This window comes from Postechiella marina (genome assembly GCF_039538365.1).
Classification (GTDB): Bacteria; Bacteroidota; Bacteroidia; order Flavobacteriales; family Flavobacteriaceae; genus Postechiella; species Postechiella marina.
In genome coordinates this window covers 109,333-127,735 of the sequence record NZ_BAABCA010000006.1, presented here as the reverse complement: position 1 = coordinate 127,735, position 18,403 = coordinate 109,333, and the positions used below count along the sequence as shown (strand labels likewise).

At 34.1% G+C, this 18,403-nt stretch carries 9 protein-coding genes; all 9 read right to left on the bottom strand.

Translation table 11 applies throughout. From position 1 onward, the window contains the following. The gene (locus ABD715_RS14195) at window positions 1-2,040 is read right to left on the bottom strand and encodes a hypothetical protein (protein ID WP_344788952.1); all 2,040 of its coding nucleotides are present in this window, start codon (window positions 2,038-2,040) and stop codon (window positions 1-3) included. A gap of 15 nt (window positions 2,041-2,055) precedes the next feature. Further along, a complete protein-coding gene (locus ABD715_RS14190; RefSeq protein ID WP_344788951.1) occupies window positions 2,056-3,525 on the bottom strand; it encodes a RagB/SusD family nutrient uptake outer membrane protein in 1,470 nt (489 codons plus the stop codon). A 12-nt stretch (window positions 3,526-3,537) separates the two neighbouring features. Then, on the bottom strand, window positions 3,538-6,552 hold the full coding sequence (locus tag ABD715_RS14185; protein ID WP_344788950.1) for a SusC/RagA family TonB-linked outer membrane protein: 3,015 nt from the start codon (window positions 6,550-6,552) through the stop codon (window positions 3,538-3,540). 231 nt (window positions 6,553-6,783) lie between these two features. Next, entirely contained in the window at window positions 6,784-9,597 is a 2,814-nt protein-coding gene (locus ABD715_RS14180) for a triple tyrosine motif-containing protein (protein ID WP_344788949.1), read from the bottom strand. Between the two features lie 179 nt (window positions 9,598-9,776). Further along, window positions 9,777-11,426 carry an alpha-amylase family glycosyl hydrolase gene (locus ABD715_RS14175; protein WP_344788948.1) on the bottom strand — a complete coding sequence of 550 codons (1,650 nt, stop codon included), beginning with the start codon at window positions 11,424-11,426 and terminating at the stop codon, window positions 9,777-9,779. A 4-nt stretch (window positions 11,427-11,430) separates the two neighbouring features. Further along, a complete protein-coding gene (locus ABD715_RS14170; RefSeq protein WP_344788947.1) occupies window positions 11,431-13,311 on the bottom strand; it encodes an alpha-amylase family glycosyl hydrolase in 1,881 nt (626 codons plus the stop codon). Window positions 13,312-13,313: 2 nt separating this feature from the next. Beyond that, window positions 13,314-14,291, bottom strand: coding sequence for an alpha/beta hydrolase (locus ABD715_RS14165; protein WP_344788946.1), 978 nt, complete (start codon window positions 14,289-14,291; stop codon window positions 13,314-13,316). A gap of 2 nt (window positions 14,292-14,293) precedes the next feature. Then, window positions 14,294-16,171: a glycoside hydrolase family 13 protein gene (locus ABD715_RS14160; RefSeq protein ID WP_344788945.1), complete on the bottom strand. Its 1,878-nt coding sequence runs from the start codon at window positions 16,169-16,171 to the stop codon at window positions 14,294-14,296. A 103-nt stretch (window positions 16,172-16,274) separates the two neighbouring features. Then, window positions 16,275-18,392 (bottom strand): glycoside hydrolase family 97 protein, encoded by a 2,118-nt coding sequence (locus ABD715_RS14155; RefSeq protein WP_344788944.1) that lies wholly within the window; start codon window positions 18,390-18,392, stop codon window positions 16,275-16,277. Window positions 18,393-18,403: the final 11 nt, after the last annotated feature.

Sequence of the window (18,403 nt, the reverse complement as noted above, 5' to 3'; positions counted from 1 at the left end):
TTAATTTTGAGCAATATCATCAGCGTAAATCGTGTAATTTGCAGTGCCATCACCCTGTGTGCCATTATCCATGATTAATACAATGTTTGTATAATCGATATCCATATTAACTCCTATAAAATTAAAAGTTAACGTTTCCCATTGATTAGCTAAAGTGGTTGTTGCTGTAATTTCTGCTGTAGCTTGTGTATTTGGCCACGCAGTAGCATCTTCAAATTTCATTAATAAATTTAACCCTGCTCTTGGCGACCATACTTTTGCTGTAATGGTTGTACCAGCATTAAAATCTAAAGGAGAAGGCACCGTAATTTTAGAACCAGCCCATGGTTGCCCAGCGTTTTTTATAAGCTCTAAAACATTTGCTGAAGTATTACCGTTAGTATCTGGATTTGATATTACAGCTGTTCCGCCACCATCAAACTGATCTAAAGCATAGTCTGGCTCGAAATCTAACATTGGGTTAGACGAAATATCATCTACATAAATAGTGTAGTTTGATGTTCCATCGCCTTGTGTACCATTATCCATAATAAGTACCATGTTTAAATAATCGATACCCATATCAACTCCTGCAAAATCAAAAGTTAAAGTTTCCCATTGATTAGCTAAAGTGGTTGTTGCTGTAATTTCTGCTGTAGCTTGTGTATTTGGCCATGGTGTAACATCTTCAAATTTCATTAATAAATTTAATCCTGCTCTTGGCGACCATACTTTTGCGGTAACGGTTGTGCTAGATGAAAAATCGAAAGGTGTATCTATCGTAATTTTAGAACCAGCCCATGGTTGTCCTGCATTTTTAATTAATTCTAAAACTGAAGACGATGTGTTTCCGTTAGTATCTGGATTAGCAACTACAGCAGTCCCACCACCATCAAACTGATCTAAAGAAAAATCACTTTCAAAAGTAAGTGGTAATACTCCAGAAACAGCAGTAGGAGATTCTTTATAAAAATAAAGGTTGTCTATAAAAATAGTACCTGCACCAGATGGAGCACCTTCAAATTTAAATTGAATTATGTTTGAAAAATCAACCGCAGCGTTTTGATCTGTAAATGTAGATAAAGGAATATCAAAAGATGTCCATTGATCTTGTTGTAATTCTAAAGTAATAGCAGTTTCATTAGGTCCTGCACTAATTGGAGACATTTTAGTATTAAAATCTGCATTAGCTGTCCATACATCTACGTGAATAAACTGCATAACAGAAGCATCTACAGGTACACTATTAAAATCGATACCTTGATAAGTAATATCACCATACTGAATCATATTATCACCATCCACAGCTATTTGTGTATAGGTTGTTGTTTGCCCCCAGTTTGGATAATAATCTATTGGATCTGGATTTGCATATGCATCACTATAAATAGAAATTACATCGGCTTGTGCTCTAAATGGTATTGGAGCTCCTGTTAACGGTTGCAATATTGCTGTAACTTCAAATTCTACATTATACTCTGTAGTTTCGATAGCTGCACTTTTTGCAACTACTCTTACAGTGTAAGTTCCTGCTTCTTCATATTGATAAGAAACCACTTCATCTATATTAAACTCTATTGGTGTTTCATCTGCAGATTCTCCAAAATAAACCTCGTACATGGTAGCGTAATCTGCTACTGCAGTTAGGTTAACTTGTTTAGAAATGGCAGCATCATTCTCAATAGTTACAACCAAGTTTTCTGGCGCTTTAAATGATACTAAAACCGTTTGTGTTACTGTGGTTGTTAATCCGTTTAAACTTACCGCTGTAATTGTAGCATCGTAACTACCTTCTTCGTAAACGTGTTCTTCTCCGTTACCTGGCGTAATTCCAGAAACTTCTTCCGAACCATCGCCAAAATTAATAGCATAACTCACAGCTCCTTCTCCTAAAGGTGTAATGGTTACCAATCCGGTATTATCTTGTGTTACGCTTACCGCTGCACTAACATTGCTAGGCGCTGTAATATTTTCCACAAAATCAATATTATCATCATCTGCACAGCTAATAGCTATTAGCGTGAAAAGACATAAACTGAATGCATATTTTATAAATTTCATCTTAGTATGTTTTAGTTAGTAGTTGGTGTTTTGTGTCCAGTTTCCGTTTGAAAATTGAATTTCTTCTAATGGAATAGGAAATACTTCGTTTTTATTGGCAGTAAATCCATCAATTTCTGCTCCACGTCCTGTACGAACTAGATCGAAAAAACGATGACCTTCACCCACTAATTCCACACGACGTTCGTGAGCAATAGCATCTGTAAGTGTTGCTCCAGAAGATGTAACATCGTTTGCTGCACCAAAAGCTCTAGCACGAACTCTGTTTAAATATTCTTGCGCTTTAGAATCGCTAATTTCGCCACGATTATAAGCTTCTGCAGCCATTAATAAAACATCTGCAAAACGAATAGCACGATAGTTATTAGGGTTTGTTAAATTCTGATCACCTGTATTTAAATCGCCTTGTCTTGCAATATATTTTCTGTTGTAATATCCTGTATGCTCATGTCCTTCTCCGTAAGTTGCATTATTTGCTGCAGCCCATGCAACGATATCTAAAATAGCCACATCTTTACGTAAATCTCCATCTTCAAACTCATCTACCACTTCTTGAGTTGGTACGTTAAAACTAAAACCAGAATCGAATGTTGGTCCTGTGTAATTTCTAATACCATTAAAACCAACAGCAACATTACCTTCACTACATTGTAAACACTCGAAACCAGCACCTTCTGCATCAGAATATTGCACTTCAAAAACAGACTCTATATTGTTTTCGTTATCGTTTTCAAAAATAGTATCGTAATCGCTCACTAAATCGTAAGGACCTTCAGTAATTAATTGATCTAATACTTTTGTAGCTTCTAAAAATTTATTTTGATATAAATAAGCCTTACCAAGTAATGCTTGCGCAGAACCTTTTGTTGCTCTACCAACTTGTGGCGCAGTATAATTAAGGTTGTTAATAGCATAGGTTAAATCTGCTTCAATTAAAGCATAAACATCTGCTACTGGCGATCTAGGAAGTGAAGTCTCATCACCTAAGTTAAAACGTGTTTCTTTTAATGGCACTTCTCCAAACCATTTTACAAGTTCGAAATAATAATAGGCTCTTAAAAAACGGGCTTCTCCGATAATGATTTCTTTTCCATCGAATTCTGTTTTATCTTGAAATTCTAATATAAAATTAGTCCTGTTAACTCCAGCATACATCCAATCCCACAGATTTTTTAATTCACTGTTAACAGGTGTATGAATCATGTCGTCAATTTGTTGCCACGATACAACATCGGTTGCACTTTCGCCTCCACAAAATGTGTTATCTGAAGCAATTTCGCCTAAAATAACATTTAAGTAAGTAGACTGTAACAAATCGTAAGCACCAACAAGGGCGTTATAATAATCGGTTTCTGAGTTGAAATAGCTTTCTGAATCTATGCTATATCTATCAACTTCTTCTAAATAATCATCTCCACAAGCATTAGTGGCTAACACCAAAACCAATAAAAAGAGACCTTTAATTTTATTTATATATTTTTTCATCTTTTAAATATTTTATATGGAAAGGTTTAAACCTAAAATGAATTGTCTTGAAATTGGGTAGAAACCGTAATCTATACCACCGCCAATAGCATCTCCATTAGTTGCTGCAGGATCGTAACCACGATATTTAGTTAAGGTAAACGCATTGTTTACTTTCGTGTAGATACGGAATTTACTTATTCCTAATTTTTCTGTAACCGCATTAGGTAACGAGTAGCCTAATTGAATGTTTTGCATTCTTAAGAACGAAGAATCTTCTACATAAAAATCTGAAAACAATTTGTTAGATGTTGCTCCAACAGTTGCTCTTGGCACAGAGTTACTTGTTCCTTCGCCAGTCCAGCGATCTAAATACAAGCTAAGTCTGTTAACATTAGGTTGGTCGCGCTCATAATTACGAACCGTTTCCTTTCCTAATTCAGCATACATATAAGCACTAAAATCGAAGTTTTTATAATTAAAACTGAAGTTTAAACCCATAATATAATCGGCTTGCGCTTTACCTATATTAGTTCTATCATCTAGAGTAATTTCTCCGTCACCATTAACATCAACAAAACGAATATCTCCAGGAGACGCCGCAGTTCCTAATCCACTTTGTGAAGGATGCGCATCTACTTCTGCTTGGTTTTGAAAAATACCATTGGTTTTTAAACCGTAGAAATAACCAATAGGTTGACCAACTTCCATACGTGCAATAGCAGGCTGACCAACACTAAACGATCCGCCTTCAGAAATATTCCCGTTACTTACTGCTGTAACTTCACCATCAATTTTAGTAACATTATAGCTTAAACCGTATGAGAAATCATCTGAAACAGAGTTTTTATAATTAAGAAAAAGCTCAAGACCTTTGTTTCTAGTTGTACCAGCATTTACTGTTGGTAAACCAGCTCCTGGAGCGCCTCCGCCTAAAATTCCTGAAATCGGGAAGTTTTCAATTAATAAATCGTTTCTATCCTCAATAAAATAATCGGCTACAATTTCCAATTGATTATTAAATAAATTAATATCTAAACCAATATCTAGTTTTTCTGCTGTTTCCCAAGATGCATCTGCATTAGGAACTCTACCGCTAGCTGTTCCTGTAACTAAAGAACCGTCTAACACATATGTAGCTTCACCACTCAATAAAGCACGATATAAATCGTCTCCAACATTGTTACCTAATGTACCGTAACTTGCTCTAAGCTTTAAGAAGTTAATTACATCTGAATCTTTTAAAAATGCTTCATCAGAAATTTTCCAACCCGCTGTTGCAGAATAGAAATAATCGATTCTGTTGTTAGGTGCAAAATCTGAAGATCCATCGCGACGCACCATAGCAGATAATAAATATTTACTATCATAATCGTACTGAATTCTTCCGAAGTAAGAAGATAAACGAGAATCGTAGATATAAGAACTTGTAGATTTTGCTTCGCTTAAACCGTTGGCCAAAGAAATATCGGCAAATTCCCAAGAGTTGTTTTGAACATCGAAACCTGTTCCCGAAAGATTGTCTCCCCAAAAACGTTGAGCACTTGTACCTAATGTAAATGTTGTGTTATGCTTATCGTTAAATAGCTTGTTGTAAGTTGCGAAAGTATCCCATGTGTAAGAGTTGTTGGTATTCTGCGTTTGCGTTACACTACTTCTATCGTTATTAAAAACTTTACCAGATCCGTACTGTACAATAGGAGCAAATGTTTTACTCTTATCATCATAAGATTTTAAACCAATACGCGATGTTACTTTAAAACCTTCAAAAGCTTCATATTCTAATTGAAATGTTCCCTCAATCGAATTTCCACTGTACTCGTTATAAGTGTTTGCTATTTGCGACAGCGGATTAATAACCTCGTTTCCTAAAAACCCAGAAGTATCTTGCTGATCTAAACTATACGTTGGTGCATAATTTAAGGCGTTAAATAGTGGTGTGCCTAAAGCGTTTTCACCAATGGTTTTACGGTTATTATTAAAGTAATTTGCCGATGTGGTAAATTTTAATTTTTCGCTTAAATCAAAACCTAATTTAATTTTAGCATTTGCACGGTTAAAGTTTGACTTATCGCTAGCAATAATACCATCTTGCTCTAAAACAGAACCACCAAAGTAATATGTGCTTTTTTCACCACCACCAGTAACAGATAAATTATGGCTAGTAATTGGAGCTTGCTCAAAAAGTTCGCTTTGCCAATCTGTTCCAGTACCTAAACCACTCACATCTGGATAAGGCAATGCTTGACCATTTGCTGCATAACTTTCGTTTAAAATTAAAGCATATTCTGTAGCATTTAAGTAAGGCAACTCACGTGTTGTTTCTTGAATACCTGTATAAGCATCGTAGTTAATTTTTGCAGCTGAATTTTTCTTACCAGATTTCGTGGTTACTAAAACGACTCCGTTTGCACCTTGAATACCATAAATAGCTGCTTGAGCATCTTTTAAGACAGAAAAGGTTTCAATATCGCTTGGGTTAATAGAGTTTAAATCTCCTGCATAACCATCGATAATAACTAAAGGACCATTATCTCCATTAGAACTTACTCCACGAATTAAAATATTAAAATTTCCACCCGGAGAACCAGAAGGCGAGGTAACAGAAACCCCAGCCGATGTGCCTTGTAATGCTTGCGCAGCATCTATAGGCTTTAAATCTTCTAAAGTAGCAGCGTTAATTATAGATACAGCACCTGTAACATCTTTCTTTTTTTGTGTTCCATAACCAACTACAACAACCTCATCTAGCATTGCTAAATCTTCTTTTAGTAAGATATTTAACTTATAGTTATTGGTAATTACTATGTCTTTAGTAATGTAACCAATAAAGCTAACAGAAATAGTCGTTCCGTTGGTAACTCCAGATAATGTGAAATTACCATCAAAATCGGTTGTTGTTCCTCTATTAGAGTCTTTAATAATGATGTTTGCTCCAGGAATAGGAAGCCCCGTAGCGTCCTGTACATTTCCGCTTATATCAATATTCTGTGCACCTGAATATGCTATAAAGAATAAAGCTATAATTTTGAATAGCGTGTGTTTCATAAATATATTTAGTTTTGTTTGATATAAAATTAGTTTATGATATTATAGTATTGATAAAAAGTACCGCAACAAAAAATATACATAGCAAAAAAAAGCTCTATTTTTTGAGAAAGACCTAATAAGTAAGGGTTTTTATTAGCACATTACTTAATTTTTAAATTGTGTTAATTTTAAGCTAAATCATTCAATGTTGTGGTAATGTATAGGTGTATTTAGCTAATGTTGTATCTTTTAAAGCTTCAAAATGTAGTTTGTTAAGCTTGTTTCGTGTGGTAATTCCATTTTTTTACGTAAACGATAACGTTTTACCTCTACACTTCTAGGCGAAATATTTAATAAAGGTGCAATTTCTTTAGAAGCCAAATTAAGTCGTAAATAAGCACAAAGACGTAAATCGTTAGATGTTAGGCTTGGGTGTATATTTTTAATCTTTTTTAAGAAATCCTTATCTGCATTATTAAAAGCTTCCTGAAACAAATTCCAATCGTCATTATTATTAATGTTTTTATCAATAATTTTAATAACTTGTTTTAAACTATTTGCTGAGTCAGCATTTTGAAGTTCTTTTTTTATACTGTTTAAAAATTCGTTTTTCTTAATTAAGTTCATTGTCGATTTGCCTAATTCACGATTTTTAGCTTCAATGTCTTCTAGAAGTTTGTCATTTTTAAAACGCATTAATTTTTGATTGTTTTCTAGCTCTTTAAGTTCAAATTCTCTTGTTGTTTTCTGCACGAGACGTTCACGTTGTTTTTTATAATAACGCTTATAAGCATTATGCATAAGAATAGAAAACAATATAATGGCAATTATATAAAAGATAATTGCGGTATTAGATAACAATAGCGGGCGCTTGATATTAAAAGTATACGTTGCAGAATTTTGAGTTAATTTGTCTCCAATACGTCCTTTAACCTTAAAAGTGTAATTGCCATATGGTAAATTTTCAAAAAGAACTTCGCCTTTACCGCTCCAAGTACTCCACGTGTCATATAAACCCTCCAATTTGTATTGGTATTCAGGTTTTTGAATTTTTAAATACTGCGGAACACTAAAAGTAAATTTAAGATTGTTTTGATTGTTTTCGAATGTGGAAGATGTTTGTAGATTAACAAACTCTGAGGTCTCCTGTAGTTTAGATGTTGCTACTTCAATCTGATTTATATTTACCTCTGCATTATAATTTAAAGTTTTATCTAAATTGAAAACAAAATAGCCAGTAGCAGAACCTATTAAAAATTGATTATCTTGAATATGTGTTATGCTTTCAAAACCTATAACATCTTTCCTAACATCTGAGGGGAAAGCTACAGACTTAATTTCAAGCTCTCCTGATAATTTGGATGTTCTTAAATACTTTAACCCATTTGCTGATATAGCCCATAGTTTATTTGTTTTTACGTCGTTAATTAATCTTCCTGATGTATAACTATTCTTATCAATAAGTTTGCTTAAAATGGAATCTCTTACAAACTCAGAAGTCTTTTCATTATACTTAAAGACACCTAAGCTATTTGTATAAAGAAGATTGTTTTCATGCTGAATTAAACTAGAGGTCAGGCCTTTCTCTACAGACCCATCATGCCCAAAAGTTTTAACCTTTAAAAACTCTTTATCTACCTCAACTTTGAAAACACCTTTGTATTCGTGACTAACCAATAGAGTTGTATCATTTAAAAACTCAAAATAACGACTAGAAATATTAAAACCTTCAACTTTGTTTTTAAACTGCCAATTACCATTTATATTTTCAAGAATATTAAAACCATTATAGTTTCCTTGAATTAATAGGCTTTTATGATTGGGTACTTTCTTTATTTGCCAAGCTCCCTGTACATCCGAAACTTTTTTTACCGTTTTGCCTTCTACTAAAAATGTTCCGGAATTATGCCCACAAAACAACTGATTGTCTATAACCTCAAGGCACCAAACTTGCCCTTGTGTGTTGGGTATAAACTTAAATTTAGATTTACTATTTATAGGCTTACAAAATAATCCTTGATTAGAGCCTAAATACAACATGCCATTACTAACTCTAGAGGCATAAACGCTACCAATAACGCCATCATTATCAGAATATCTTAAATATGGAGATTTGCTATTAATGCAGTTAATGCCATTATCGAGCCCTAACCAAATATTTTGGTCTTGATCTTCAAATAATGAAAGCACTGTATTGTTACTTAATCCGTTAGATTGATTAATACTATATTTTAAACTGCCATTGCTAGTTAAATGAATTAAACCATTGGAAATTGTACCTAACACAAAACTTTTATCTTTAAGCTGAATACAACTAAAAACACTAACGTTATCTAAAGTGTTCTTTATACGTGAATTCCAGCTTTTTAAGCTAGAATCTTTTAACTTGAAAAAACCACGATCTTGAGTGAGAATAAGTAATGCGTCATCTTTATTAAAAATATTTACAATTAAATTTTCTTTAATTATAGCATCGTCTGAAACTAAAATATCTATACCGTTTTTAATTTGATATAACCCACGATTTATATTCTGAAAATATAAATTTCCATCAACTTTAAATAACTTAGAAATTTTAGATTTGGAATTAACTACACTATATTCATTTTTCGATTGATTATAAATATGAATGCGATCCAACGATTGAAATATAATCCAATTTTCGAGCTTTAAAATATTCCAAACTTCTTCATCTTCCATAAAATCGACGTTGAGTTTATTAGATAGAGATGTGTATTCTAATCGACCAAAATTATTTCTTTCCCAATAACCAAACTCTCTAAAACTACCCGTATAAATAAGTGAATCGATATGAGTAACAGCACGAATAATGGTTTTATTAGGTGAACGATATAAGTTCCATTTAGAACCACTAAACTCTAGCAATCCTTTATTGTTGGCAACATATATATGTTTATCGAAAGACTGAGAAATAGACCAGTTTTGGTTCTCTCCTCCGTAAACATCAGGTGTATAGGTTTGTATAGGAGGAAGTTCTTGAGCACTTGCGAGCAAAACAAAATTTAGCAGTATAAAAAATAAGAAAACATAACCCTTGTTCATAGTAAAGCAGATGTTGGGCTAACAAGATAATAAATATCCCGTAATACGAGGGAAGTAACAAAAATGGTATAGGTGTAAAATTTTGTTTTAACCTAAATTATCAGGATAAAAAGTATAAAAAAAATCTTTAAAAATCTATAAACACATGACTTTTGCCAAAACTATTTGGTATGGGTAAATTATATGTTTTTTTGTTCTAAAAGAACAATATTATATGAAGAATTAATAATAACCTTACCGTTTTCTACCACAGACATAGTGCTAGAATAAGTATCTTTAATTTTATCGCCATTTTTAAATATCTTAGACACATCTAAAACTTTTTTACCAACAGGCAAATTAAGGCCAACAACCACTATATCTTTAATATCACCTTTAGAAAAACTTCTGTAAAACGTATAAGGTTCTTTAGTAATCATTTGATGAATTCCGGCGCCAATAGAGGGGTGGTTGGCACGAAATTGACCTAGTTTTTGCCAATGACTTAATACTGTTTTTGTTTCTGTGTTATTTTTAATAGCATCCCAATTCATTAGCGAACGTAGCGTTGCATCACCTTCAGTACCTTCTACAACTAAAGATCGTGCAGATTCATCGCCATAATATACTTGGGCTGCACCTGGGCATAATAGTAGTTTTGTTGCGGTTTCAAAAGACTTTTCGCGTGTTGCATCGAACGGTTGGCCATCGTCATGCGAGCTTAAATAATTTAAAATACCATAGCCTTTTAAGTCGGAATGCAGAATATCTGAATACTTTTTAAACAGTTGCTCCATGGGCATTTGAGCCGCATTCCATTTCATTTCAAAATTAATAAGGCTGTTAAATGCGCTATCGAAATAATTCACTTTATTATCGCCAAAATCGAAGGCTGTTGTTGCAGAAATGCCATAATTATAAACTTCTCCAACTAAATAAAATCCGTTATCATCCAAAACTTTACCTAGGTTGTCTTTTTTAAATTCCGCGAAAGCGTAATCACAGGCTTTTCTAAATTCTTGCCAAACGTTTTCTTCTACATGTTTTACAGTATCCACGCGATAGCCATCAATTCCAAATTCTGTTATGTAATCTGTAAGCCATTTCATAATATAAAAACGCGGAGCTCTTGGATGCTTTGTTCTTTCAAAAAAAGCATCAAGTTCTGCTATTTCTTGATCGTATCGACCTTCTGCTTTCCATTTTTCAATTAAATGATTTGGTAATTGAACCGCCTCATTACTTTCGGTTCTTATGTCTGGAAGGTTTTTAACCAGCGTGCAAGTAATGGTGTTATCGTAAGATTGATAATCGCATTGCGGACCAGTTCTTACCCAACTTTCTGGCCAAACTGGATCTTTATCGGTAACCGGACCTGTATGATTTATTACCGCATCTAGCAAAATACGAATACCGTGTTTATGCGCAGTTTTTACCAATTGGTGTAAATCTTGTTTGGTACCAAAATTAGGATCTAAGTTTGTCCAATCGCTTGCCCAATAACCATGAAAACCATAACTTAACCCTGTTCCTTCGTCTGTGCCACCATGTATTTGTTCTACAATTGGCGTCATCCAAATGGCATTTATTCCTAAATCTGTAAAATAACCCGCTTCTATTTTTTTTGTAATTCCTTTAATATCTCCGCCTTTAAAGCCGCGTAATTTACCTGTTTCTTGAGTTCTATCGAAGTTGACGTCATTCATAGCGTCTCCGTTGTTAAATCTATCGGTAAGCAAGAAATATATGTTTGCAGCTTCCCAAACAAATGGTGTTTTTGGGGGCACTTCTTTTTTACTGTTGCAATTAAAGAAAACAAGAGCTAGTAAAAGGCATAAAATAGGTTTCATTGTTCTACTGGATTTTAAGAATAAAAGACTCCAATGCGTGTATTGACATTTGAATTTTACCAATACCATTTTCAATTTTTAAATTTGAATTGAACTGATTATATAATTGGTCTGAAACGTTATAATCATTATCTGATAATTGCCATTTTGAAATAACATCTTTTGGAATTTGTAATTCGAATTGATACGTATTTGAATCATCTAAATTAGAAATAATTATTAACTTTTCATCTGCGCTCCAACGCACAAACGACAGCACTTTATCATTATAGTTTTTAGTTTCTTTCTTATTAAACCTATGAATATCTTGGTAGTTTTCTGTTAAAGCATTACTATTTAATGTAAAGTTTAGCAGCCTTTTGTAAAAGTCTCTTAAATCCTTTTCTTGATTGGTTAATTGTCCGCCATCAAATTGTTTGTTATTAACCCAACGCTGATGTGCTGGCACACCAATATAATCGAAAATTGATGTTCGTGTTGGCTTGCCGAATCCTGCATTTTCAGATCCGTCTTCCCCAACTTCTTGCCCGAAATAAATCATGCTTGGTGCCGATGTTGATGTTGTAGATACCACCATAGCTGGCTTGCCTTTTTCTGCGTTTCCTGCAAAAGCAGGACTTGCAATACGTTGCTCGTCATGGTTTTCTAAAAAATGCAACATGTGATGTTCAATATCTTTTAAATCGTCTAGAATTTGCGGAATATAATCTGTTTTTCCGTGCCCTTGCATAACGCTTTTAATGGTATCGTACAATTGTACTTTATCATACAAATAATCCATTTTTCCTTTCTTAATGTAATCTCTATACAGTGACGGATTATAAACTTCTGCTAATAAAAATACCTCTGGATTTTTCATTTTAATAGATGCATTCATAAAACTCCAAAATTCTACAGGAACCATTTCTGCCATATCATAACGAAAGCCATCTACACCCAAATCTAGCCAAAATAGCGCGATATCTCTAAATTTTACCCATGAATTAGGCACTTGTTTAGAACTCCAAAACTCGTAATGTGCTTTGTAATCTTCATTTTCAAAGCCTTCGGGAAGCTCATCAAAATCTTTTTTACCTTCGGGTGAAATACCGTAATTGACTTTTACAGTTTCGTACCAATCATTCATATCTGGTTGCGAAAGTCGTGAACCATTTCCGGTCCATTTTGCAGGCAATTCAGGGAATTCGCCATCACTTAAACTATGCTTTTCATTACCAAGTGGTGCATAATCATTTTTCCAGACCGGTACTTTAAAGGCTTCGTTTGGGTTGTAATAGAAGTTGTTATTTACATTATAAACCACAGACAAATCATCATCTTCTCCAAAATCTTTAACACCAATGGGCTTAGAATTACTCTTATAATTTCGAGCTACGTGATTAGGCACAATATCAATTATAACTTTTAAACCCGCCTCGTGACTTCTTTTAATAAGCGCCTTAAACTCCTCTAACCGATGGGCTACATTTACAGCTAAATCTGGATTTACATTGTAATAATCTTTAACCGCATAAGGCGATCCTGCGCGACCTTTAACCACATCTGGATCGTCGTTAGAAATACCAAATTCTGTATAATCGCGAATAACACTATGGTGCGGAACACCGGTGTACCAAATATGGCTCACACCTAAATCTTTAATTTCTTTAAGTGCTTTTGGTGTAAAGTCGTTGAATTTACCAACGCCATTTTCTTCAATAGTTCCCCAAGGTTTATTGGTTGTATTTGTATTTCCAAACAATCTAGTAAACACCTGATAAACGACTGCTTTTTTAGGTTTTATAATAGTTTTATTTGTGGCATCTTCATTTTTTCTTTGCCCATTTTTACAGCTTAAACCTGTCATAAATATTAACCCTAATAAGAAGTATGCATTTAACTTCATTTTTAAGAATTTGAATGTAACAAGAATGTTAATGGTACATCTAAACGTTGACTCCAAGAATCTTCGGAGTGGTTTGTACCTTCAAATTTTAAGTTTTTATAATTACTGTCATTATAACCTTTTGCATGCATAATGGTATCAATTTTTGGTGCATATTGCGGATAGTGTGCGTCTAAAGTTTTCGTGCCATAATCGAAATATATTTTATGGGTTTCTGGGTTGGGCGCATGTGCTTCAAGGTATTTAAAAATAGCCTCTGGAAGTGGATTATTATCTATTGGATTTGCCCCTGGCCAATGCGTAGATAAACATGCTGCGCCAGAGAACACATCCGGATATTCGCAAATGGCATACATACTCATTAAACCGCCCATACTAGAACCCATTACAAACGTATTTTCTTTGTTTGTATATACAGAAAACTGAGCGTCTACAAGTGGTTTTAACTCTTCAACTAAAAACTTAAGGTAGTTATCGCCATTAAGATCGCTACCTTCTTTTATGGCGTTAGATTGTTTATTGATTAGCTCTTGGTCGACTTCCGATAGGTTTGAAAACGATTTCTCTGGAAATAAATCTTGCCAACGTTGCCCGTTAAGATTATGAATTGCAACAACTATAAAATCTTTAGTTTTGTTGGATTCCATTAATTTTGAAGCCCATTCGTCTACTTTCCATTCTTGACCGTTCCAACTATTTGTAGGATCGAATAGCATTTGCCCATCGTGCATGTAAAGCACTGCGTACGTTTTGCTTTCTGAATAATTTTCGGGTAGCCAAACATCCACAGGACGCGGTTTTATGTATTTTGATTCTACAGGATTATACCTTAAAAGGCTTCCAGAAAATAAGGTAGCTTCAGGAAAAGGTTTAAAAACGGTTTCTTTAGGCGTATCCATAGATTCGGTTTCTTTTTTTGAAGCTTCGTTTTTACAAGACATTAATCCAATAGCTATTAAAATGTATACTAACTTTTTCATGATTATAATTTTGTAGTTAAAATAACACTGCCTCTGTCTTTTAATGTAAGCATCCCGTTATGCCATAGAAATTGTTCGCCAGAAATAAGATTTTTAACGGTTTTTCCTTCTAAGCCTAGTTCTTTAAATTTTGATAAATCTAATTCAACTGTTGTATCATTTTTATTCATAATATGTGCTACGGTTTCATCTCCTAAGGATCTAAATAACACATAAATATTATTATCTGGAGCAAAATGAATGGTTTTACCATCGTGAATTGCTTTGCTATTTTTCCTGTAGTTTAATACCGTTTTAAGAAAAGTTTGCATGTCTTTTTCTTTGTCGCTTAAACCTATTCCTGTAAAGGCATTAACTTTATCTCCACGCCATCCGCCAGGGAAATCGCTACGAACTAATCCATGATCTCCAGGTTTATCAAAATCATTCATTAAAATTTCGGTTCCGTAATAAATTTGCGGAATTCTAGGTAACATCAACAAGTAACTTAAAGCCATTTTTGTATTAGGAATATCGCCTTTTAGCTGTGTAAAAATGCGACTCATATCGTGGTTGTCTGGAAACACCATGATATCTTTTGGCTTCACATAAATAAAATCGTTGGCTAAGGCTTGGTAAATTTCAATTAAGCCAGAATCCCATGCTTCGTCTCTATTTAAACCGCTTGCAATTTTTTCTTGCATAGCAAAATCCATTGGCGATTTTAAGTTGGAGTTGTAACCATCTTTATTAGGGTTGCCTTGTTGCCAATAGGCAATTAATAATGGGTTTGTGGTCCATTCTTCACCAACAATGCTAAAGTTTGGGTATTCTGCCATAATTGCTCCAGCCCAATGACTCATAAAGTTTTTATCTGGATACGGGTAGGTATCTTGACGAATACCTCCTAAATTAGCTGTTTCTATCCACCAAATGCTATTTTGAATTGTGTACGTTGCCATAAATGGGTTACGCTGATTTAAATCTGGCATTGACGAAACAAACCAGCCTTCGCTCATGTTTTCTTTATCGATTTTCGAGGCGTAAATATCTTGGTTTGTAGTGCGTCTATGGTTTGTTGTAATGCTTTTACTGTTGTCCCAATTTTCTGAATTACTTTCGTAATTTTCTTGATGATTTATCCAATTTTTAAACGGTAAATCTTTCATCCACCAATGTTCTAAACCGCAATGATTTGCAACTTGATCCATGATAAGTTTCATGCCTTTTTCAGACATTTTAGATGATAAGGTTTTATACTCTTCTAGAGTACCAAAACGCGGGTCTATTTCGTAAAAATCGGTCATAGCATAACCATGGTAAGAGCTTTGCTGCATATCGTTAGTTAATAACGGACATGGCCAAATGGCTGTAAAACCTAAATCTTCAATGTAATCTAAATGATTTGTAATACCTTGGATATCTCCACCATGTCTTGCATAATTATCGCTTCTATCGATAGTTGTTTCGTTTAGTGTTTTAGCGATATCATTTTCTGGATTTCCGTTTGCAAAACGATCTGGTGTAATTAAATAAACAGCATCACTACTATCAAACCCAATATAATCTTTAGAGTCTTTTAGCCTTGATTTTAGCTCGTAAGTTTGGATTAAATCGTTTTTACCATCTTGCTTAAAAACAATATTAAACTTTCCAGCTTTTGTAACTTCTGAAATATTTAAATCAATAAACAGGTAATTTGAACTATCGGCTTTATGTACTTTTTCTATAGAAATACCTTGATAAGAAATCTCTGGAGTAAACGCAGAAATATTTTGATGATGCACCAAAAGTTGAAGCGTTTGGTTTTTAAACCCAACCCACCAATTTAATGGTTCTATTTTCGAAATATCATGACTCTCAACTACCGCCGATGTTGCATCAGCCTCTATGGGATTCATATCAGTTTGTTTTTTACAAGCTAAATTTAAAGAAATTACACACAGTAACCCAAACAAAAGTGTTCGATTTATATTTTTTAAATGCTTTTTCATAATAATGTTTTTATTTAACTTCTATGATGCTAATGGCATAACCACCAGCAGGAACCGAAGACAATGATAATTTTGTTTTATAAGTTACTTTTTTGCTTGTAATGGTATAGGCTTGCGGATTGGTTTTATAATTAGCATCCTTAGCATCTGCATAAATAGTCGCCATGTACTTTTTACCTTTATCTAGAAAATTTAACGCGATGTTGGATGTTCTTTTATTATTTCCGTTTACGTTACCCACAAACCAGTTGTTACTTCCTTTTTCCTTACGTGCAATGGTTAAATAATGTCCAGGTTCTGCTTCTAGGTATTTACTTTCGTCCCAATCTATAGCTACATCTTTTATAAACTGAAAAGCATCCATAAATTGCTCGTAATGTTCTGGTAAATCTGCTGCCATTTGCAACGGACTATACATAGTAACATACAATGCCAATTGGTTTGTAATAGTGCTATTTACATGCGAATTGTTATTTGGATTTAGCTTGCTAATATCCATTTCGAAAACACCAGGTGTATAATCCATTGGACCACCTAACAAACGCGTGAATGGTAAAATAGTAACGTGATTGGGGTTAGACCCACCAAAGGCTTGAAACTCGGTTCCGCGAGCCGATTCGTTTCCTATTAAATTGGGATAGGTTCTTGAAATTCCTGTTGGTCGTACTGCTTCATGTGCGTTAACCATAACTTGATAATCTACCGCTTTTTCTAGCGCATATTGATAATGGTTAACAATCCATTGGCTATAATGATGTTCTCCTCGTGGTAAAATATTACCAACATAACCACTTTTTACAGCGCTATAACCGTTGTCTCGCATAAACTGATAGGCTTCATCTAAATGACGTTCGTAATTTCTAACCGAGCTCGATGTTTCATGATGCATAATCATTTTTACACCTTTAGATTTAGCATATTCATGAATAGCATCCACATCAAAATCTGGATAAGGTGTTACAAAATCGAATACATAATCCTTCGATTTTCCAAACCAATCTTCCCAACCTTCATTCCAACCTTCAACTAAAACACCATCAAAACCATGGGTTGCAGCAAAATCGATATAACGTTTAACGTTGGCGTTATTTGCGCCATGTGTTCCGTTTGGTTTAACTTTAGAATAATCGGTAACACCCAACTCAATAGATGGCAAATCGTTGGTGTAAGACCAAGAGCTTTTTCCGGTAATCATTTCCCACCAAACACCTAGATATTTTACAGGTTTTATCCACGATGTATCTTCGATAGCGCAAGGTTCGTTAAGGTTTAAAGTGATTCTAGAACGTAGAATATCGCGAGCATCATCACTTACCATAATTGTTCGCCATGGCGAAGTAGAAGGCGCTTGAATGTAACCTTTATCGCCATTTACATCTGGTGTTAAATGCGATTCGAAAACCATGGTTTCATCATTCAATTCAAGATGCATACACGAATAATTAATTAATGCTGCTTCGTGTAAATTGATGTACAAACCAGCATCAGTTTTCATCATTAAAGATGTTTGCACACCAGTTTTAGAGTACTGCGTTTGCGATGCATTATCGGTAAGCGCAGTGTCAAACTTAGAGCGTATTTCTGATAATTTAGATTCTGTATAATCATATTCTTGCGAATCGTAATCTCCGGGAATCCACAGCGCTTTATGATCGCCTGTCATGGCAAACTGCGTGCGCTCCTCTTTAATTGTAAAATAAATTAAATTGGGTTGCGACGGAAACTCGTAACGAAACCCTAATCCTGTGTTAAACAATCTAAACCGGATTATCACTTCGCGTGCTGTTTCCTTTTGCTTTAGGCTAACAGCCAACTCGTTATAATGGTTTGTAATTTCCTTTTCTTCGCCCCAAACAGGTGTCCAGGTTTCATTAAAAGTTGATGTTTGGGTATCGGTAATTTCAAAATCATTCAATAAAGATTTTTCATCATCTTTTAATTCTAAACCTAAATAACTTGGTTTAATAACTTCATTGTTTTTGTAAGATAGTTTGTAAGTTGGTTTCCCGTTATCTTCCAACGAAAAATGCATACTTAACGCACCATTTGGCGATTTCAATTCTTGGGCAAAACCAAGATTAAATACCGACAAAAACAGTGTTACACTTAATATAAATAGAGATTTCATCTTTTTTGAAT